Source organism: Variovorax sp. PBL-H6, from assembly GCF_901827155.1.
In the GTDB taxonomy this organism is placed as follows: Bacteria; Pseudomonadota; Gammaproteobacteria; order Burkholderiales; family Burkholderiaceae_C; genus Variovorax.
The window spans coordinates 1750516-1769679 of sequence record NZ_LR594659.1; the positions used below are offsets into that span (position 1 = coordinate 1750516).

Annotated in this window: 17 protein-coding genes; 7 read left to right on the top strand and 10 right to left on the bottom strand. The window is 67.4% G+C overall.

Features of this window, described 5'->3' with window-relative positions; all coding sequences use genetic code 11:
• The first annotated feature begins 108 nt into the window (after window positions 1–108).
• Window positions 109–939 (top strand): aldolase, encoded by an 831-nt coding sequence (locus tag G3W89_RS08360; RefSeq protein ID WP_162573638.1) that lies wholly within the window; start codon window positions 109–111, stop codon window positions 937–939.
• Window positions 940–1018: 79 nt separating this feature from the next.
• A complete protein-coding gene (locus tag G3W89_RS08365) occupies window positions 1019–1825 on the top strand; it encodes an aldolase (RefSeq protein ID WP_162573639.1) in 807 nt (268 codons plus the stop codon).
• Here G3W89_RS08365 and G3W89_RS08370 read toward each other — a convergent pair.
• The 7 genes from G3W89_RS08370 to G3W89_RS08400 all read right to left on the bottom strand — a co-directional run bounded on the left by G3W89_RS08370 (window position 1817) and on the right by G3W89_RS08400 (window position 10274).
• Window positions 1817–2776 (bottom strand): CobW family GTP-binding protein, encoded by a 960-nt coding sequence (locus G3W89_RS08370; protein WP_162573640.1) that lies wholly within the window; start codon window positions 2774–2776, stop codon window positions 1817–1819. The genes G3W89_RS08365 and G3W89_RS08370 overlap by 9 nt on opposite strands.
• Before the next feature lies 1 nt (window position 2777).
• Window positions 2778–4448: an amidohydrolase gene (locus G3W89_RS08375; protein WP_162573641.1), complete on the bottom strand. Its 1671-nt coding sequence runs from the start codon at window positions 4446–4448 to the stop codon at window positions 2778–2780.
• A gap of 49 nt (window positions 4449–4497) precedes the next feature.
• Window positions 4498–5529 (bottom strand): ABC transporter ATP-binding protein, encoded by a 1032-nt coding sequence (locus tag G3W89_RS08380; protein ID WP_162573642.1) that lies wholly within the window; start codon window positions 5527–5529, stop codon window positions 4498–4500.
• 196 nt (window positions 5530–5725) lie between these two features.
• On the bottom strand, window positions 5726–6784 hold the full coding sequence (locus G3W89_RS08385; protein ID WP_162573643.1) for an ABC transporter ATP-binding protein: 1059 nt from the start codon (window positions 6782–6784) through the stop codon (window positions 5726–5728).
• Between the two features lie 2 nt (window positions 6785–6786).
• On the bottom strand, window positions 6787–7656 hold the full coding sequence (locus G3W89_RS08390) for an ABC transporter permease (protein ID WP_232076798.1): 870 nt from the start codon (window positions 7654–7656) through the stop codon (window positions 6787–6789).
• A gap of 35 nt (window positions 7657–7691) precedes the next feature.
• Window positions 7692–8660: an ABC transporter permease gene (locus tag G3W89_RS08395; protein WP_162573645.1), complete on the bottom strand. Its 969-nt coding sequence runs from the start codon at window positions 8658–8660 to the stop codon at window positions 7692–7694.
• Window positions 8661–8675: 15 nt separating this feature from the next.
• Window positions 8676–10274 (bottom strand): ABC transporter substrate-binding protein, encoded by a 1599-nt coding sequence (locus tag G3W89_RS08400; protein ID WP_162573646.1) that lies wholly within the window; start codon window positions 10272–10274, stop codon window positions 8676–8678.
• Window positions 10275–10622: 348 nt separating this feature from the next.
• Here G3W89_RS08400 and G3W89_RS08405 point away from each other — a divergent pair, with 348 nt between their 5' ends.
• Both G3W89_RS08405 and G3W89_RS08410 read left to right on the top strand, forming a co-directional pair.
• On the top strand, window positions 10623–11777 hold the full coding sequence (locus tag G3W89_RS08405) for a zinc-dependent alcohol dehydrogenase (protein ID WP_162573647.1): 1155 nt from the start codon (window positions 10623–10625) through the stop codon (window positions 11775–11777).
• 22 nt (window positions 11778–11799) lie between these two features.
• Complete coding sequence (locus tag G3W89_RS08410) at window positions 11800–12291, top strand: hypothetical protein (protein ID WP_162573648.1); 492 nt, start codon at window positions 11800–11802, stop codon at window positions 12289–12291.
• Between the two features lie 10 nt (window positions 12292–12301).
• On the opposite strand, the gene G3W89_RS08415 is transcribed toward G3W89_RS08410, so the two are convergent.
• Both G3W89_RS08415 and G3W89_RS08420 read right to left on the bottom strand, forming a co-directional pair.
• Window positions 12302–13750 carry an NAD(P)/FAD-dependent oxidoreductase gene (locus G3W89_RS08415; RefSeq protein WP_162573649.1) on the bottom strand — a complete coding sequence of 483 codons (1449 nt, stop codon included), beginning with the start codon at window positions 13748–13750 and terminating at the stop codon, window positions 12302–12304.
• Between the two features lie 21 nt (window positions 13751–13771).
• The gene (locus tag G3W89_RS08420) at window positions 13772–14179 is read right to left on the bottom strand and encodes a nuclear transport factor 2 family protein (RefSeq protein ID WP_162573650.1); all 408 of its coding nucleotides are present in this window, start codon (window positions 14177–14179) and stop codon (window positions 13772–13774) included.
• 118 nt (window positions 14180–14297) lie between these two features.
• On the opposite strand from G3W89_RS08420, the gene pdxR reads away from it, so the two are divergent.
• Window positions 14298–15833, top strand: coding sequence for a MocR-like pyridoxine biosynthesis transcription factor PdxR (gene pdxR, locus G3W89_RS08425; protein ID WP_162573651.1), 1536 nt, complete (start codon window positions 14298–14300; stop codon window positions 15831–15833).
• Between the two features lie 32 nt (window positions 15834–15865).
• Here pdxR and G3W89_RS08430 read toward each other — a convergent pair whose 3' ends face one another.
• On the bottom strand, window positions 15866–16777 hold the full coding sequence (locus G3W89_RS08430) for a LysR family transcriptional regulator (RefSeq protein WP_162573652.1): 912 nt from the start codon (window positions 16775–16777) through the stop codon (window positions 15866–15868).
• A gap of 97 nt (window positions 16778–16874) precedes the next feature.
• Here G3W89_RS08430 and G3W89_RS08435 point away from each other — a divergent pair, with 97 nt between their 5' ends.
• A complete protein-coding gene (locus G3W89_RS08435) occupies window positions 16875–18041 on the top strand; it encodes a mandelate racemase/muconate lactonizing enzyme family protein (protein WP_162573653.1) in 1167 nt (388 codons plus the stop codon).
• Window positions 18042–18074: 33 nt separating this feature from the next.
• Window positions 18075–19052, top strand: a complete 978-nt coding sequence (locus G3W89_RS08440; RefSeq protein ID WP_162577393.1) for a tripartite tricarboxylate transporter substrate-binding protein — start codon at window positions 18075–18077, stop codon at window positions 19050–19052.
• Window positions 19053–19164: the final 112 nt, after the last annotated feature.

Sequence of the window (19164 nt, forward strand, 5' to 3'; positions counted from 1 at the left end):
CATGTCGTGCACATCGCCATTATCATTGATTCCTAAATGACACAAAGTGTCCTAGCGGCTGACGAATCCGATCAGCCGAGTTCTCAGATCCCAATCAGGAGCGCCTCGATGTCGACTGCAACAGCACAGAATGCCTCGGAGAGCCACAGCACGGACGCCACTCTCAGGGAGAAGGCCTACTTCGACCAGCGTGCGACGCAAGACATGGCGAAGCACCTCCACACCGTCACCAGAAGCAGGCAAGAAGCCATGGCCCATGCCTGTCGCATCCTCGCCATGACGGAGCAGGAAGCCGGGCTCGCCGGCCAGATCAGCACGCGCTCGGAGCGGCCCGGTGCCTATTGGACGCTGCGTTTCGGCCTGGGATTCGACGAGGCCAGGCCGGAGGACTTCATCGAGGTCGACCGCGACCTCAACACCCTGACGGGCGAAGGCATGGCCAACCCCGCCACGCGCTTCCATCTCTGGGTCTACGACGCCCGGCCTGACGTCCATTCGATCATCCACACGCACTCGCCCTGGGCCTCTGCGCTCGCCGCGGCGCGCCAGCCCCTGGTCATTGCCCAAATGGACATGACTCCGCTGCACAACGACTGCGCGTTCCTGGGCGATTGGCCCGGTGTGCCCATTGCCGACCAGGAAGGCGTGATCATCTCGAAGGCCCTCGGGAACAAGCGCGCCATCATCCTCGCGCACCACGGCTACCTGACGGCAGGGGCGAGCTGCGAAGAGGCGACGTACCTCTCGGTATATCTCGAACGCGCCGCGCGCATGCAGATACGCGCCCAGGCCTTCGGACCGCTGACGCCTGTGGACGATGCGCTCGCCGCCGAAGCGCATGATTACCTGCTCAAGCCATCGATCGTCAAGGCGACCTTCGACTACTGGACACGCCAGACGCAGGGCGTGCCCCCGCTGCCGATCAAGTCACACGCATGAACCGGCAGCGCCTGCTGCCCGTGCCTTCACCTTGCCGCCGAGCCATCCCGACACGCACCACGGACATCACCCCGCCCCCATGAAGCCTGCTCAGAACACCTTTGAACTGGACAAGGCCACGCTTGTCTCCGAGTCCACCAGCCGCATGGACAGCCATTTCAAGGACAGCGGCTACTCGCTGCGGCAGAAGCTCGCGCTGACCTGCAGGATCCTTTACGACAATGGGCATGACTCGGGCCTGGCCGGACAGATCACCGGCCGCACCGGCACGCCGGGCCAGTTCCTCACCCAGCGGCTTGGCCTGGGATTCGACGAGATCAGCGAGGACAACCTGCTGCTGGTCGACGAGGATCTGAACGTCCTCGAGGGCGACGGCATGCCGAATCCCGCCAATCGATTCCATTCATGGGTGTATCGGGCGCGGCCGGACGTCGCCTGCATCATCCACACGCACGCCGTCCATGCCGCGGCGCTGGGAATGCTGGAGCAGCCGTTGCAGGTCTCGCACATGGACAACTGTGTGCTCTACGACGATGTCGCGTTCGTCGCGCAGTGGCCAGGCGTTCCGGTGGGCAACGAGGAGGGCGAGTTCATTGCCGCAGCCTTGGGGAGCAAGCGCGCGCTCATGCTCTCTCACCATGGCCTGCTGATCGCTGGCGAGACCGTGGAGCAGGCCTGCGTACTGGCCATCGCCTTCGAGCGCGCCGCGCGCATGCAACTGCTGGCCAGTGCCGCAGGCAGCATCAAGCCCATCGATCCCGCGCTCGGCGCCGAAGCGCATGACTGGATCCTGCGGCCGACGCGGAACTCGGTCGCCTTCGGCTACTACGCGCGCCGATCGCTCAAGAATCCCTGCAACTCGGATTGCCTGCGGTCCTCAGTTTGACCCTGCGGCAAAAGCCGCCTCGAGCGCCGCAACCGGCAAGCGCCCCCGCAAGCCGATCGCCACCACGGCCGCGCCATCCGACGGCGCGTCGGCCTTGCGCAGCGTGCCGTGCCGGCCCGCGAACTGGATCTCCGACCACCCGGCCTCGCCGGTGCGCAGCACGCCCTTGAGGCGCAGCAACCCGGGCGGCGTGTCGCGCAGCCAGGCGCGCAGCGCATCCGCATCGAAGATCTGCGCCGGCCGGCAGGACCAGGTGTCGAATAGTTCCCCGTGGTCGTGCGCTGCGTGATCGTGGTCCGCATGATTCTCGTCAAGACAGCTCGCATCCGCGCAACCTCCGGACGTGCGCGTCGCGGGTAGCGACAAGCCTTCGCGCAACACCCTCGGAAGACTCGACTGCGAAGTCTCGTACTGCGGCGTGCGGCCGGCGACGGACGTCACCCATTCGCGCACCCGCGCCAGCTCGTCTTCCGTCACGCTGTCGACCTTGTTGATCACCACCAGGTCGGCCGCCTTGAGCTGGCGTTCCAGCGTATCGGCGAGCAGCGGATCGCGCGCCTGCGCCGTCGCGGCGGCCGCATCGACCAGCACGATCACGCCCTCCAGCGCGAGTTCCGGTGCCGCCATCCCCAGCTGCGCAATGCGCCAGGGGTCGGACACGCCGCTCGCCTCGATCACCACTGCATCGAAGCGCGTGCCCGATTCAAGCACCTCGATCAGCGCACGCGAGAGATCGTCCCCGATCTGGCAGCACACGCAGCCGTTGGTGAGCGCGATGGTGTCTCCGCGCGCGCCGGCGATCAGCGCGGCGTCGATGTTGAGCGCGCCGAAGTCGTTGACCAGCACCGCGATGCGCTGGCCCTCGGCCTCGCGCAGCCAGCGGTTGACAAGCGTCGTCTTGCCGGCGCCAAGAAAGCCACCGATGACGGTGAGCGGCAGGCGCGGCTTCACACTAGCTCCGGCGTGCCTCGAACACGCGGCCCGACAGCACCGTGCCCCATACACGCACGTCCTTGAGCTTCATGGGATCGACCGCCAGCGGGTCTTCTTCCAGCACGCAGAAGTCCGCGCGCTTGCCGCATTCGATGCTGCCGATCTCGTCGTCGAGCTTCAGCGTCCAGGCAGCGCCGAGGGTGATGGCGCGCAGCGCCTGCGGCACGCCGATACGCTCGGCTTCGCCGAGCACGCGGCCCTTGGGTGTGACGCGGTTGACGGCGCACCAGGCGGTGAAGAGCGGCCCGAGCGGCGTCACCGGTGCGTCGGAATGGATGGCCAGCGGCACGCCGGCGGCGAGCGCGCTGCCGCAGGCGTCGAGCCGGTTGGCGCGATCCGGGCCCATGGTCATCTCGTAGTGCTGGTCGCCCCAGTACCAGATGTGGTTGGTGAAGAGGTTGGCGCACAGGCCGAGCGCGGCCATGCGGCGGAACAGCGGCGCGTCGATCATCTGGCCGTGCTGCAGCGTGTGGCGGTGATCGGGCCGCTGCGCACGGGCGAGCACGCGCTCGATGGCGTCGATGGCCACCTCGCTGGCCTCGTCGCCGTTGGTGTGCGTGTGGATGGTGAGGCCGGCGCGATGGTAGGCCTCGAAGTCGGCCTCGTACTGCGCCGGCGCCGTGACCCAGATGCCATTCGGCGCGCCGTTGAAGTGGCCGGGCCAGCGCAGCCGCGCCGAGAAGCCCTGGATGGAGCCGTCCAGCATCATCTTCACGAGGCCGTAGCGCAGGCGGTCGGTGTTGCGCGGCACCAGGCCCTTCACGTGTTCGGCGCCCAGGGCCGCGCCGTGCGTGCCGTGAAAGGCCTGGAAGGCGGGCAGGATGCGCACGCCGAAGCCGTCGTCTCCCGTCACCGCTTCGAGCACACCGCAGTCTTCCTCGGTCAGCTTGTTGACCAGGTCGGTGGCGGTGGTCACGCCCTGCATGCAGGCCAGCCGCGCGAAGGAGCGAACGCCCTCCGCCGTCATCGGCGCCAGCAGGCCGGCGTTGCCGATCTTGCGCAGCACCAGGAACATCGCTGCGGGTTCCTGCAGCTCTCCGGTAGGCTCGCCGGCCATTTCGCCGCCCGCGAACTTGACCACGCCTTCGACCTCGTTGTCGCGCGTGATCTCGGCCAGCCGCAGCATGGCCGTGTTGACGTTCATCAGATGGCCATTGGCATGGCCGATGACGATCGGACGCGTGCTGCTCGCGCGGTCCACGTGTTCGACCGTCATGCGCTCGCCGCCGAAATAGATGGGGTCGAAGCCCCAGGCGATCAGCGGTTCGGTGGCGGGCCGGCCGGCCGCGTTCATCTGCGCCTCGACCTCGGCGAGCCGCTGGACCACGGCGTCCATCGAGCGCAGGCCGCTCCAGGTCTTGCCTTCCGGGTCGCGGCGGTCGAACCAGCCGAGGTACGTCCAGTCCCACATGCTGCCTTCCTTCAGGTGGCAGTGGCCCTCGACCAGGCCGGGCATCAGCACCTTGTCGGCGAAGCGTTCGTCCAGCGTGAATGTGCCCCACGCCTGCATGTCCGCGAGCGTGCCGACCGCGAGCACCCGGCCGTCGCGCACCGCGACGTGCGTGGCGACGGGCTGCATCGGGTTCATCGTGATGATCTTGCGGGCGGGGTAGACGGTGGTGGCGCTCATGAAGAAGTACCTGGCGAGAAATGGGAAGAGAAGCGTGTCATGCCGGTGTTCAGGCGGGCTGCATTCGAAGCGGTGGCTGCGGCTGGCCCTGCAGGATCTCGACGCGCCGGCAGCGCACCCAGTGGTCCGGCGCGACTTCGCGCAGCGGCGGCAGTTCGGCCGTGCAGGCCGGCTCCGCCACCGGGCAGCGGCCGGCGAAGCGGCAGCCCGCTGGCGGGTCGATCGGGCTGGGCGGATCGCCGGTGAGCTTGATGCGCTGCGCTGCGCGCCGGCGCCCGCCGCTGACCGTCGGCACCGCCGACATCAGCGCCACGCTGTAGGGATGCAGCGGACGCGTGAAGAAGGCGCGGCGCGGCGCGCGTTCCACGATCTGGCCCAGGTACATCACCGCGATGTCGTCGCAGATGTGCTCCACCACGGCCATGTCGTGCGAGATGAAGAGGTAGGTCAGGCCCAGCTCGCGCTGCAGCCGGGCCAGCAGGTTGAGGATCTGCGCGCGGATGGCGATGTCGAGCGCCGACACCGGTTCGTCGCACACCACCAACTCAGGGTTGGTGGCCAGGGCGCGCGCGATGTTGATGCGTTGGCGCTGCCCGCCCGAGAACTGGTGCGGGAAGAGCTGCTGCTGCTCGGGCCTCAGGCCCACCGCCTCGAAGAGCTCGGCGACGCGCTGCGTGCGCTCGGCTGGCGTGCCGATCTTCATCAGGTCCAGGGGCGCGCGCACCGCGGCACCTGCGCGCTCGCGTGGATTCAGGGAGGAGAAGGGGTCCTGGAAGATGATCTGCATGCGCGAGCGTGCCCTGCGCAACGCTGCGCCCTCGAGTGCGCCGAGCTGGGTGTCGCCCAGCTGCACATGGCCGCCGGTGATCGGGGCGAGCCGCATGACCGCGAGCGCGGTGGTGGTCTTGCCGGAGCCGGATTCGCCCACCACGGCGAGGGTGCTGCCGCGGCGGACCTGGAAGGACACGCCGTCCACGGCCTTGACGACTTCGGCGGGGCGGCCCCAGGCGGGCTTGCCGCGCGGGAAGTGGACCTTGAGGTCGTTGACTGACAGCAGGGTGTCGGTGTCCATGAAGGTCATTGGGTAGTCTCCCTGGCGCTTGTCATTGCGACTGGTGTGCTTGTTTTGCTCCCTCTCCCTCTCCCTCCGGGAGAGGGCTGGGGTGAGGGCACTGGGCGGTCGATTCGTACATTGCTGTTGTGTTGAGGCTGGAGCCGGGGCATCGTCCCGGCTCCAGCCTCAACCCAAGCCCAAAGCAACAACGAAACAAGATGCCTCAAGCCGCCTCCCTCAGCTTGTGCGGCTGCGGCGCCGCATGCAGCCAGCACGCCGCGCCATGCGGCATCGCCGCATGCAGCGGAACGAACGCGCTCGGCAGCTCGAACATCGGCGGCACCTCGGTCGCGCAGCGTTCCATCGCATGCGGACAGCGCTCCCGAAAGGCGCATCCGCTCCCGAGCTCCCAGATCGATGGCACCATGCCGGCGATCTCGGGAAGCGCCTCGCGGTCCTCGCCGATGGTGCTGCTGCCGAGCTCGGGCAGGCATTCGATCAAGCCGCGGGTGTAGGGATGGCCCGGCTCGCCGAGCACCTGCGCAGCGGTGCCTTGCTCGATGACACGGCCGGCATACATCACCATCACACGATCAGCCATCTCGGCCACCGCGCCCATGTCGTGGGTGATGAGCAGGATGGCCGTGCCCTTCTCGCGCTGCAGCTCGCGCAGCAGGTCGAAGATCTGCGCCTGCACCGTCACATCGAGCGCGGTGGTGGGCTCGTCGGCGATCAGGATATCGGGCCGGCAGGCCAGGGCCATCGCGATCATCACGCGCTGGCGCATGCCGCCTGAAAGCTGGTGCGGATACTCGTCGACGCGCCGCTCGGGCGCAGGAATGCCAACCTGCCGCAGCATCTCGATGGCGCGCAGCCGCGCCGCCTGGGCGTTCATTCCGGCATGCAGCTGCAGCGACTCGGCGATCTGGTCGCCCACGGTGAACACCGGGTTCAGCGAGGTCATGGGCTCCTGGAAGATCATCGAGATGCGGTTGCCGCGCACCTCGCGCATGCGCGCCTCGCCGGCCTTGAGCAGGTCCTCGTCCTGGAACAGGACGCGTCCAGCGCTGATGCGGCCGGGCGGGGAGGGGATGAGGCGCAGCAGGGCGAGCGCCGTCATGCTCTTGCCGCAGCCGGACTCGCCGACCACGCAAAGCGTCTCGCCGCCGCGGATCTCGAAGTCCACGCCGTTGAGCACCTGGGCCTGGCCGCGGCGGGTCCGGAACTCGACGTGCAGGTCCTGCACGCGCAGCAGGGGCTGATTGGAAGAAGGCGCAGGCATGGTCAACGCTCTCTCAGCTTGGGGTTGAGTGCATCGTTGAGGCCGTCGCCGATCAGGCTGACGGCGAGCACGGTGAGGAAGATGGCGGCGCCGGGAAAGGCCACCGCCCACCAGCAGGACAGCACGTACTGCCGGCTCGATCCGATCATCAGGCCCCAGCTCATCTGGTTGGGATCGCCCAGGCCCAGGAAGGACAGCCCGGCCTCGAACAGGATGGCCGCGCCCACCGCGAGCGTGGCCGACACCACCAGCGGCGGCAGCGCGTTGGGCAGGATCACCTTCCAGATGATGCGGGCGTTGCCGGCGCCGATGGCGCGCTCCGCGCGCACGAACTCCAGGCTCCGGAACTTGAGGAACTCGGCGCGCGTGAGCCGCGCAGTGCCGGTCCAGCTCACGATGCCGATGGCCAGCGTGACCGTGACCAGCGAAGGCGAGAACAGCGTCACCACCACCATCGCGAAGAGCAGGGCGGGCAGCACCTGGAAGAACTCGGTCACCCGCATCAGCGCGGCATCGACCTTGCCGCCGTAGTAGCCCGCGAAGGCGCCCAGCGTGATGCCGATGGCGACCGACAGCAGCGCCGCCACCGCGCCCACCAGCAGGGTGGCCCGGCCGCCGTAGACCAGCGTGGTCAGGACGTCGCGGCCGAGGTAGTCGCTGCCCAGCCAGGCGTCTTCGCTGAAGGGCGGGGTGAGCGGGGCGGAGCGGATCTCGAAGGGATCGGCGGGGTAGATCCACGGGCCGGCGATCGCGACCAGCAGGATCAGCAGCAGCATCGCCATGCCGGCGATGGCCGAGGGGTTGCGCAGGAACATGCGCAGCGCCTCGGCACCGGGATGCTCGACCTTGGGCGCAGGGCGGGCAACCGGCATTGCCGCAGTTGCAGAAGGCAGGGTAGCGCTCTTGTTCATGAGGATTTGATCCGCGGATCGATGAGCCGATAGCACAGGTCGGTGAGCTGGTTCATCACGATGACCACGATCGAAGAGAACAGCAGCACGCCAAGGATGGTCGGGTAGTCGCGGCGCAGCACCGAGTCGAAGGCGAGGCGGCCGAGGCCCGGCCAGTTGAACACCGTCTCGACCAGGATCGCGCCGGCCAGCACGTTGCCGAACTGCAGGCCCAGCACCGTCACCACCGGGAGCAGCGCGTTGCGCAGGGCATGCTTGTAGAGCACCACGCGCTCGGCCAGGCCCTTGGCGCGCGCGGTGCGGATGAAGTCCGCGCCCAGCACGTCCAACATCGAGGAGCGTGCGAGCCGGCTGTACTGCGCGAGGTAGACCAGGCCGAGCGTGACCGTCGGCAGCACCAGGTGATGCAGCACGTCGAGCACGTCGGCGATCCCGCCGCCCGAGCTGTCGGCCGAGCGCATGCCCGCCACCGGCAGGATGGGCACGATGGAAGCGAACAGGATCACCAGCATGATCCCGACCCAGAACACCGGCGCCGCGAAGCCCACCATCGACAGCACGGTGATGAACTGCGAGAGCACGCCGTTGGGCTTGCGCGAAGAGAGCACGCCCAGCGCCGTGCCGACCACGAAGGCCAGCAGCACCGAGCTGAGCACCAGCAGCAGCGTGGCCGGCACCCGCTCGGCGATCAGCTCGATGACGGGGAGGTTGAAGAAGTAGGAATAGCCGAGGTCGCCCTGCAGCACCTTGCCGAGGTAGACGCCCAGCTGCACCGGCAGCGGGCGATCGAGCCCGTACTGCGTGCGCAGCTGCGCCATCATCTCGGGCGACATGCCGCCGCTGGCGCCGGCGATGGTCTCCACCGGATCGCCGGGCGCTGCGTGCACCAGCACGAAGTTGAGGATCACGACCGCCAGCACCAGGGCGAGGCCCTGCAGCAGGCGCGATGCGATATAGCGCGGCATGGTCGTCGCTCCCGCCTACTTGAAGTAAACCTCGTCGTAGGGCGACATCGGGCCCCAGATGGTGGCCGGCACGTTCCCCAGCTTCTTGCTCGCCACCGTGTGATACGGCACCTGGTTGATGAAGACGATGGGCAGCTCGTCGGTCACGATCTTCTCGAAGGTGGCGTAGTAGGCCTTGCGCTTGGTCGGGTCGATGATGCCGCCGGCCGTTTCGAGCAGCTCGTCCACCTTCGGGTTGCTGTAGGACTGCGTGTTGGTCCAGACCACCGGCTTGATGTTGGTCGAGAGATAGGTGCGGTGCACGCCGATGATCGGGTCGCCCCAGTTGAAGACGAGGTCCATCGACATGTCGAAGTCGTGCGACGCCATGCGCTTGGCCCAGGCCGGGAAGTCGGCCGAGGCGCGCACCTCGACCGCGATGCCGATCTTCTTGAGCTGGCCGCGGATGTACTCGGCCACCGTCTTCTGCTGGTCGTCGGCCCCGGGCAGGTAGTCGATGGTGAGCTTGAAGCGCTCGCCGTTGGCGCCGGCCTTGTAGCCTGCGGCGTCCAGCATCTCGGCGGCCTTCTTCAGGTCGACCGGGTAGCGCACCAGGTCCGGCACGGCGAAGGGGCTGCTTGCCACGATCGGGCCGTCGGCCGGCGTCGCGAAGCCGCCCATCAGGGCCTTGGTGATGAAGTTCTTGTCGATGGCGCTGGCAATGGCCTTGCGCACCTGCACGTCCGACAGCGGCTTCCTCGTGAGGTTGAAGGCCAGCCAGTTGAGCGCGCCGATGCCCTCGTAGCCCTTGGGCGTGAGCGTGACCTGCGGGTTGTTCGCCAGGCGCTTGAGGTCGGTGGGCACGCTCGCGAAGGGCAGCATCTGCATGTCGCCGCGCTCCAGGCCCAGCATGAGGCTCGACATGTCGGGCGTGATGTTGACGATGACCTTGTCGAGGTAAGGCTTGCCCGGCAGGAAGAACTTGTCGAAGCGCTCCATTACGATGCGCTGGCCCGTCTTGAACTCGGCCAGCTTGAAGGGCCCCGAGCCGACCACGTCGGTGCTGTTGCGTGGGTGGCTCTTGAGGTCCTGCCCGTCGCCGTAGATGTGCTTGGGCAGGATGGGGCACAGGGCAGGCGACATCGCCAGGACGATCGCCGGGTGCGGCGCGCTCATGCGGATGATGGCGGTGTGCGGGTCGGGGGTGTCCACCTTTTCCACCGGGCCCATCATGGTGGTGAAGGGGTGGTTGGCCTTGATCGCCATGACCGAAAAGGCCACGTCGGCCGAAGTCACGGGCTTGCCGTCGTGGAACACCGCATTCTTGCGCAGGTTGAGCGTGAGCGACTTGCCGTCCTCGGCCAGCTTCCACGACTCGGCCAGGTAGGGCTGCGGATTCCATTTGTCGTCGAAGCGCAGCGGGCTGGCGAAGATCTGGGTCGAAGGCATGGCGGTCGCGATGCCCGACTGCACCGCGCCGTTCAGGTGCCGGGGGATCTGGGTGCTGCCCAGCACCAGCGTACCGCCACGCTTGGGGGCTTCGTCGGCGATGGCAGGCAGCGCGACGAGGGCGCTGGTGGCGGCCAGGGCAGAGCTCAGCAGGACGGCGCGGCGAGTGAACGGAAAGGGGGGCATGCGTGACCTCGTGGTGTTCGGCGGGAAGGTGCGATCGGCCGTTGCTGGCCAAGGGTCGACCATAGGCAAATGAAGCCCCGCAGCGAAGAGCCACGGCGCTGCGAAATGCAGAGCCAGAATTTGCGGGTTTGCCCGGGGTTGCACCAGCGGGAGGCACGCGCCCCAAGCTGGCACGCCGACCGGGGCCGAAGCGTGTCGCTGTAGGCGCTCGGCGCCAGCGAAGCCAGCAGATCACCTACGCACCCGGCGCGGGACGCGGCCAACCTGTCGATCCGCAGGCCTCGAACGCGAGCGCGGCGGCCCCCTCATCCACCTTGCAGCACATCATGGATCGAAAGGACAAAAGCAATGCTAGCCATGGACTACCGAGGCCCCTACCGCATCCGGGCCGTCCACAAACCCGACCCGGTGATCGAGCATCCCAACGACGCCATCGTGCAGGTGACGCGCTCCTGCATCTGCGGTTCGGACCTGCACCTCTACCACGGGCTCGTGCCCGACACGCGCGTGGGCACCACCTTCGGACATGAATTCATCGGCACTGTCGCCGACGTCGGCAGTTCGGTGCGCAACCTGAAGGTGGGCGACCGGGTGCTCGTGCCCTTCAACATCTTCTGCGGCACTTGCTACTTCTGCCAGCGCGAGCTCTACAGCAACTGCCACGACACGAACCCCGAGGCGACTGCTGTCGGCGGCATCTACGGCTATTCGCACACGACCGGGGGCTACGACGGAGGGCAGGCCGAGTACGTGCGCGTGCCCATGGCCGACGTGGGCCCGACGCGCATTCCGGACGACATGCTGCTGGAGGACGCCGTCATGCTCACCGACGCCTTCCCTACCGGCTACCAGGCGGCGGAGATGGGCGAGATCGAGGAGGGCGACACGGTGGTCGTGTTCGGTGCGGGGCCGGTCGGCATCTTTGCGGCCAAGTCCGCATGGCTTCTGGGGGCGGGCCGGGTGATCGTGGTCGACTGCCTCGACTATCGGCTGGACTTCGTCAAGAACTTTGCCCAGTGCGAGACCTTGAACTTCCTCAGTGTGGGCGACATGGCGATCCACATCAAGAAAATGACCGATGGGCTGGGCGCGGACGTCTGCATCGATTGCGTGGGTTGCGAGGCCGCAGGCAACTTCCTTCAGCGGCTCACCGGCGTGAAGCTGAAGCTCCAGGCCGGCGCGGCCACCGTGCTGCACTGGGCCATCAACTCGGTGCGCAAGGGCGGCGTCGTGTCGATCGTCGGCGTGTACGGCCCCACCTTCAACTTCGTGCCGATCGGCAATGCGGTCAACAAGGGGCTGACGCTGCGCATGAACCAGGCGAGCGTCAAGCGCCACCTGCCGCGGCTCATCGAGCACATCCAGGCAGGCCGCATCCAGCCGCACAAGATCATCACCCACCGAATGCCGCTGGAGGAGGTGGCGGATGCCTATCACCTCTTCTCCAGCAAGCTCGATGGCTGCATCAAGACGGTGCTGATCCCGCCAGGCGCGCCGCAATGAGCCGGCGAAGAAAGGAGCCCACATGACAACGCCCGAAAAGTACGCGCATATCCAGGGATGGGGCGCCGACCTGGACCACGCCAACCGCCCCGCCTACCCGCGCGAGCGCAAGCCGCCCCGGCTGGAAGGCGTGCACTGGGACCACCCCGAGCAGCAGCAGCGCCATGTCGAGGTGCTGCATTCGACCGAGCGGCCGGGCATCACGTCCGTCTTCGGCACCACGCTGCCGCCGAAGGGCCTGAGCGGCCATTTGCGCCGGCTGGCCTTCAAGCACAGCGAGAACGACTTGCGCCATTGGCTGCTGCTGCTCTTCGCCGACCGGGTCGATGTCGGAGAAGGCCTGGTCGACGACTTGTCGCGCGGCCACGTGCCGCGGCTCTATGCCGAGATGGGCGGGCGCGCCGAGCTGCGGCACAACCCCGCGGGCGCGGCACGCAAGGTGTTGATCCTTGCCGGCACGATCGGGCTGTGCTGGCTTGCGCTCAGGCGGCGCAACAGGCGCTACGAGTACTGAACAGGCGCCGCTACTTCTCGTCCTGCAGCCAGTACCACTTGTAGAGCACCCGCTGGCCCATCCGCCTGAAGGGCGCGAACACCGGCGACTCCACCAGCCCCAGCACGTTGGGAAAAGGCAGGGGCGAGCGGTAGATCGGCAGCTCGAACACGTCGCGACCCGCGTCCTGCCCGGCCACGCGCTCGGCCAGGCGCTTGCCGGCCCAGGTCGAGAACGAGACGCCGTTGCCGCCGTAGCCCACGGCGTACCAGACCTTCTTGTCGGCCTCCGGCTGCGTGATGCGCGGCATCATGTCGTGGCTCACGTCCACCCAGCCCCACCACGAATAGTCGATCTGGATGCCGGCCAGCGGCGGGAACTTGCGCGCGATCGCGTCGGTGAGCAGCTTCAGGTGCACCGGGTCCTCGGCGTCGGCGCCGCTCACCGAACTGCGGCTGCCCAGTTGCAGCCGGTTGCCCTTGAGCAGCCGGTAGTAGAAGCGCAGCGTGCGCGTGTCGGTCAGGAAGGTGAGCGACTTGAAGTTGGTGGCCTGGAGCTCGGCGTCCGTCAGCGGACGGGTGACCACCGAGTTCGACAGGATCGGCATGATCTTGTTCTTCAGCAGCGGCGAGAGCGCCTGCCCGGTGTAGCCGCCGGTGCACACCGCCACGCGCCGCGCGCGCACGATGCCGCCGGGGGTGCGCAGGTGGTGCACGCCGTCGATGGTCTGCCAGCCCTGCACCGGGCTCGAGGTGTGGACCTTCACGCCCAGCGCGCGCGCCTTGCGCATCAGCCCGAACGTGAACTTGAGCGGATGGATGCCGACGCCCTCGGATTCGAAGAGCGCGCCCACGGCCTCGCGCTCGTCGCAGAAGTCGCGCCGCACTTCCTCGGCGCTGATCATGCGCGTGTCGTAGCCGAACTGCTCGCGCATCAGGCGCGCCTCGGCCTCCAGGCCGGCGAGCTTCTCCGGCCTGTGGGCCAGGTAGAGATGGCCTCCGTCGTAGGCATCGCAGTCGATCTGCGTCGTGAGGTGCCTGAAGTTCTCGAAGCCGGCGCGGATCTCGGCGTCGAGGCGCCGCGCCGTGTCCAGGCCCCAGCGCTGGATCCACTGCGAGCGCTTGAGCCGGCCGCTCGCGTTCTGCCCCTGGCCGCCGCTGCGGCTGGAGCAGCCCCAGGAGGCCTGGTTGGCTTCCAGCACCGTGGCCTTGATGCCGTGCTCCTGTGCCAGGTAGAGCGCGGTGGACATGCCGGTGGCGCCGGAGCCGATGATGGCCACGTCCACGTCGATGTCGCGCAGCACCGGCCCGTCGTCCTCGGGCGGCGTGCCTGCGCTGGCCACCCACCAGGTGGGCGCGTAGGCGCGGCCTGCCCCGGGGTCGGGCGCGACCAGCGGGTCGTAGCGCGGGTCGTAGGGCTTGGGCGCGGGCGCTGCCCGGCCGCCCGTGGAGAAGTGCGCGGTGCCTGCGGTGATCGTCATGGCGTTTCCCGGAACAAGGAACTACTTGGCCGCAGGCAGGTTCGGCCGCGTCTTGCGGAACACGTTCTTGAGCGCGATCTTGCCGTCCTTGAAGCCGAAGACATCGATGCCGTCGGTCTCGATGCGGCTGCCGTCGGCCGCGGTGCCGGTGAACGTCCACAGCGAGGTGCCGAAGTCGCCGGCCACGAAATGCCGGCCGTTGCGCCACTGCGCATCGGGCACCGCCTCCCAGGCCGCGGCAAAGGCCTTGCGCACTGCCGCCGTGCCGCTGTGGCGGGTGCCGCAGGCGTCGGGGCCGGCGGCAGTCTGGAACACGCAGTCTTCATGCATGAAGCTCATCAGGGCCTCGATGTCGTGGCGGTTCCAGGCCTCGCTGAAGGCCTCCAGGGTGGCGATGGTCACGGGGGCGGGCGATGCTGCTGCGGTCACGCGGGACTCCTGTCTTGTCGATGTGCGCAAGCGTAGAGAGCCGGCGCGCCGCGCGATAGGGCCAGATGCGGGGATTCGACCGAGCCAGTGGGCGCGGACGGCCTAAACTTTGCGCACCATGTCCAACCCCCGATCGATCCAGTGGGCGCAGCTGTTCGTGCTGCCCGAGCAACCCGGCCTTCCGCTGCAGGGCCGCCTTCGCGCGGCCGTGGTGCAGGCCATCCTCGAGGACCGGCTGAGTCCCGGTGCACCGTTGCCCTCCTCGCGCGAGCTGGCGGCCCTGCTGGGCCTGAGCCGCAACACCGTGACCTCGGCCTACCTCCAGTTGATGGACGAGGGCTTCCTCGAAGCGCGTCCGCGCAGCGGTGTCTTCGTGGCGCACAACGCGCGGCCGCTCACCGCAGCGCTGGCCGAGCCGCTGGTGGGCCGCAATGGCCAGTCGGGCCAGCCGCCGGAGTGGGCGGCGCGGGTGCTGCGCTCGCAGGTCGACCGGCCCACGCTCTCCAAGCCCGACCGCTGGCGCGACTACCCGTACCCCTTTGTCTACGGCACCTACGATCCGCAGCTCTTTCCCACCGAGGACTTCCGGGAATGCTGCGCGCGCAGCCTGGCGCGCTCTCAGCTGCCGAACTGGACGCCGGACTTCGAGACCGACGACGTGCCCGACCTGATCGAGCAGATCCGCACGCGCCTGCTGCCCCGGCGCGGCGTGTTCGCGCTGAAGGAGGAGATCCTCGTCACCCTCGGCGCCCAGCACGCCTGCTACCTGCTGGCCGAGGCGCTGTTCGACGAGCACACCCGCGTCGGCCTGGAGGAGCCCGGCCATCCGCATGCGCGCAACAGCTTCGCGATGCGCAACCCGAAGTGGGTCGAGATCGATGTCGATGAAGAGGGCCTGGTCGTCGATGCGCTGCCGGCCGCCGACTACCTGTTCTGCACGCCCTCGCACCAGAGCCCCACCACCGCCACGCTGAGCCTGGAGCGTCGCCAGTGGCTGCTGCGCAAGGCCGAGCTGCAGGACTTCGTGATCATCGAGGACGACTACGAGGCGGAAAACCTGTACGAGGGCACGCCGATGCCCGCGCTCAAGAGCCTGGACAAGACGGGGCGGGTGATCTACGTGGGCTCGGTGTCCAAGAGCCTGTCGCCGGCGCTGCGGCTGGGCTTCATCGTGGCGCCGCGCGCGCTGATCAAGGAGCTGCGGGTGATCCGGCATGCAATGGTGCGGCATCCGAGTGCGTTCCTGCAGCATGCCTATGCGTTGTTCCTCTCGCTCGGGCATCACGAGTCGCATGCGCGGCGCGTCAACCATGCGATGCAGGAGCGGCTTGCGCTGGCGGCGCAGGCGCTGCGCGAGCATCTGCCGGACTTCGAGTTCACGCTGCCCTCGGGGGGCGCCTCCATCTGGGTGCAGGCGCCGTCGTGGGTCGATTCGGCCGAGCTGGCGCTGATGGCGCGCAGCCACGGGGTGTTGATCGAGGCGGGGGATGTGTTCTTTGCGAAGCCGCCTTATCCGTGTCCGTTCTTCCGGCTGCGGCTGTCGTCGATCGCGGCGTCGCAGATTGCAGCGGGCATCAGGGCGCTGGGGATGGCGGTGCAGGAACTGGCGCAGGCGCGTGGGGAGAGCCTGAGCGGTGCGCCTCGCACCCACTGACGCGCCGTGAGCGCGCGGCCGTCAGCCTGCGGCTACTCTCCCGCGACGCTCACGGCAGCGTTCCAGAAGTCCTCCGCAGCCTTCCCGATGGCACCCGGCGATCGAAACAGGCGTATCTGCGCCGGAACACTCCAGTTGCTGTCGACCGTTGCTGCGACGAGGCGCCTGGTGGCGAGGTCTTCCTCGATGAGCGTCCGCGGCAACCAGGCGATCCCCCTCCCGTCGAGCGCCATGGTCCTCAGGACCGAGGCCAGGTGCGCCGTGAACACAGCGTGGGTCTTCATCGAGGCCAGCCTGCCGCCCACCACTGCCCGCGTGATTCTTCCGATCCCGGAGTCGGTGCTGTACTGAAGGACAGGAATGGGGTGTGCACCCGGGACATCCAGGGAGTACATCGGATCTCCGCGTTGATCGGCCGCGCTGACAGGCACCAGCACGTCGCTTCCGACGATCGCAGACAAGAGCCCGTCGGCTTCGAGAGCGCCCTGGGTCATCGGGTGCGTATGGCTCAGGACGAACTGGACCTTGCTCTGGTGCATCAGGGCTTCGCATTGCCGAAGAACATCCGACATCAATTGCACCGGGCCGAGTGTGGTGCGTGTCTCCAATGTACGGAGCCAGCGCGGCAGGAAGGTGAAGGACAACGCATGCGTGGCGGCCAACCGCAAGGTCGTGGAATGTGCCTCTGCAACACTCCGGGCCTCCCCTGGAATGCGCGAGACGCGCTCCATCAGTTCTTCAGCCTCGCCTCGAAACCATTCCCCCACCTCCGTGAGCCTTGCAGGTTGGGACGTGCGATCGAGCAGTGTCGTTCCCAGCCAGTCTTCGAGCGCGCGGATCCGCCTGCTGAATGCCGGTTGCGTGACATGGCGCTCCTCGGCGGCGCGCGAGAAGTTTCCGGTTTCTGCGAGCACCAGGAAATCTTCGAACCAGAGAAAGTTCATGCCAGTGCTTTCAGAACATCAAAGCCAAGGAAAACAGCATTGGCCCGTGCGGCCGAGGCGCGCCAAGATGACGCTCTACACACCGCTGGAACAAAGTATGAAGATCGTCGAAATCCGGGAAAAAACCATTCCGATCAGCTCGCCCATCCGCAACGCCTACATCGACTTTAGCAAGATGACCCTGAGCCTCGTGGCCGTCGTCACCGACGTGATCCGCGACGGCAAGCCGGTGGTCGGCTATGGATTCAACTCGAACGGCCGCTACGGCCAGGGCACGCTGATGCGCGAGCGCTTCATCCCGCGCATCCTGGAAGCCGCACCGGCCTCCCTTGTCGATGCCACGGGCGGCAACCTCGACCCGCACAAGATCTGGAACACGATGTTCACCAACGAAAAGCCGGGCGGCCACGGCGAGCGCTCGGTGGCAATCGGCACGATCGACATGGCCGTCTGGGACGCCGTGGCGAAGATCGAAGGCAAGCCGCTCTTCCAGGTGCTGGCCGACCGCTACGGCGACGGGAAGCCGAACCGCAAGATCTTCGTCTACGCGGCGGGGGGTTACTACTACCCCGGGCAGGACCACGAGAAGCTCAAGGACGAGATGCGCAGCTATATCGACCGCGGCTACACGGTCGTCAAGAAGAAGATCGGTGGCGCCTCGCTGGACGAAGACCTGCGGCGCATCGACTCGATCATGGAGGTGCTGCAGGACGGCCAGAAGCTCTGCGTCGATGCCAATGGCCGCTTCGATCTCGAGACGGCGATCGCCTATGCCAAGGCGCTCTCGCAATACGACCTGTTCTGGTACGAGGAGCCGGGCGATCCGCTGGATTTCGAGCTCCAGGCGGCGCTTCGCAACTTCTACAAGAACCCGATGGCCACGGGCGAGGACCTGTTCTCGATGCAGGATGCGCGCAACCTCATCCGTTACGGCGGCATGCGCCCGGATCGGGACTGGCTGCAGTTCGATTGCGCGCTCAGTTATGGCCTGGTCGAATACCTGCGAACGCTCGACATGCTCAAGGAACACGGCTGGTCGGCGAGCCGCTGCATCCCTCATGGCGGGCACCAGATGTCGCTCAACATCGCTGCGGGGCTCGGCCTCGGCGGCAACGAGTCGTACCCGGACCTGTTCCAGCCCTTCGGCGGCTTTCCGGACGGGGTGAAGGTCGAGAACAGCTTCGTGACGCTGCCCGACCTGCCGGGCATCGGCTTCGAGGGCAAGGCCGACCTGTATCGCGAGATGCAGGCGCTGTCGGCGTGATCCGCTGATTTCAACAAAGAAGGAGACATGAACATGAGCCAAATCGCGAGAGTCGTTGCCGCAGTCGCGTTGGCCGGCGTTGCTGCGCTGGCCTGGGCGGACTACCCGGAAAAGCCCGTGACCCTGGTCGTTCCCTTTGCCGCCGGCGGACCCAGCGACAAGATCGCCCGCGACCTGGCCGAGGCGCTGCGCAAGCCGCTGGGGCAAACCGTCGTCATCGAGAATGCCGTAGGTGCCGGCGGCACCATCGGTTCAGCCAAAGTGGCGCGAGCCGCGCCTGATGGCTACACCTTGCTCGTGCACCATATCGGCATGGCGACCGCCCCGGCGCTCTACCGCAAGCTGGCTTACAAGGTGCCCGAGGACTTCGAGACGCTGGGCCTGATCAACGAGGCGCCATCGGTCGTGATCGGGAAGCCCACGCTGGCGGCCTCGAACTTCAAGGAGTTGCGCCAGTGGATCTCGTCCAGCGGCGGCAAGGTGAACCTGGCGAACGCGGGGCTGGGCTCGGCTTCGCACCTCTGCGGACTCATGCTCCAAAGCGCGCTGAAGACCAACATGACGCCGGTGCCCTACAAGGGGACTGCCCCGGCAATGACCGACCTCATCGGCGGCCAGGTCGATCTGATGTGCGAGCAGGCGACCAACGCCGTGCCGCAGATCGAAGGCAAGAAGGTGAAGGTTTACGGCATCACCAGCCTGGAGCGCCTGGCGCTGCCTGCCCTGAAGGACACACCCACCCTCGCCGAAGCAGGCCTGGACGAGTTCAACGTGCAGGTCTGGCATGGTCTCTATGCGCCTCGCGGCACGCCAGCTGCAGTCCTGGCGAAGTTGAATGCCGCCTTGCGCGCCGCTCTGAAGGATCCCGAACTCATCAAGCGGGAAGAGGCGTTGGGGCTTGCCGTGGTGACGGATGGCAGGCTGGACCCCGCGGGTCATCGGAAGTTTGTCGAAGCCGAGAAGAACCGATGGGCGAAGGTCATCAAGGACGCAGGCGAGTACGCCGACTGATGGCGAGCTTCCGCACCGCACTCGTGCGCGCCGCACCAGAACAAGGGTAAGTCCCCATCCCCTGGCTCCATGCCCTTTTCGCGGCTGGCACTTCCGGCTTGGCGCCGATAGG

Coding starts and splice junctions, on each gene's coding strand:
- G3W89_RS08365 (WP_162573639.1), top strand. CDS start 1,019: ATGAAGCCTGCTCAGAACACCTTTGAACTGGACAAGGCCACGCTTGTC.
- G3W89_RS08415 (WP_162573649.1), bottom strand. CDS start 13,750: ATGACGATCACCGCAGGCACCGCGCACTTCTCCACGGGCGGCCGGGCA.
- G3W89_RS08410 (WP_162573648.1), top strand. CDS start 11,800: ATGACAACGCCCGAAAAGTACGCGCATATCCAGGGATGGGGCGCCGAC.
- G3W89_RS08435 (WP_162573653.1), top strand. CDS start 16,875: ATGAAGATCGTCGAAATCCGGGAAAAAACCATTCCGATCAGCTCGCCC.
- G3W89_RS08395 (WP_162573645.1), bottom strand. CDS start 8,660: ATGCCGCGCTATATCGCATCGCGCCTGCTGCAGGGCCTCGCCCTGGTG.
- G3W89_RS08380 (WP_162573642.1), bottom strand. CDS start 5,529: ATGACCTTCATGGACACCGACACCCTGCTGTCAGTCAACGACCTCAAG.
- G3W89_RS08375 (WP_162573641.1), bottom strand. CDS start 4,448: ATGAGCGCCACCACCGTCTACCCCGCCCGCAAGATCATCACGATGAAC.
- G3W89_RS08385 (WP_162573643.1), bottom strand. CDS start 6,784: ATGCCTGCGCCTTCTTCCAATCAGCCCCTGCTGCGCGTGCAGGACCTG.
- G3W89_RS08440 (WP_162577393.1), top strand. CDS start 18,075: ATGAGCCAAATCGCGAGAGTCGTTGCCGCAGTCGCGTTGGCCGGCGTT.
- G3W89_RS08390 (WP_232076798.1), bottom strand. CDS start 7,656: ATGCCGGTTGCCCGCCCTGCGCCCAAGGTCGAGCATCCCGGTGCCGAG.
- G3W89_RS08405 (WP_162573647.1), top strand. CDS start 10,623: ATGCTAGCCATGGACTACCGAGGCCCCTACCGCATCCGGGCCGTCCAC.
- pdxR (WP_162573651.1), top strand. CDS start 14,298: ATGTCCAACCCCCGATCGATCCAGTGGGCGCAGCTGTTCGTGCTGCCC.
- G3W89_RS08430 (WP_162573652.1), bottom strand. CDS start 16,777: ATGAACTTTCTCTGGTTCGAAGATTTCCTGGTGCTCGCAGAAACCGGA.
- G3W89_RS08400 (WP_162573646.1), bottom strand. CDS start 10,274: ATGCCCCCCTTTCCGTTCACTCGCCGCGCCGTCCTGCTGAGCTCTGCC.
- G3W89_RS08360 (WP_162573638.1), top strand. CDS start 109: ATGTCGACTGCAACAGCACAGAATGCCTCGGAGAGCCACAGCACGGAC.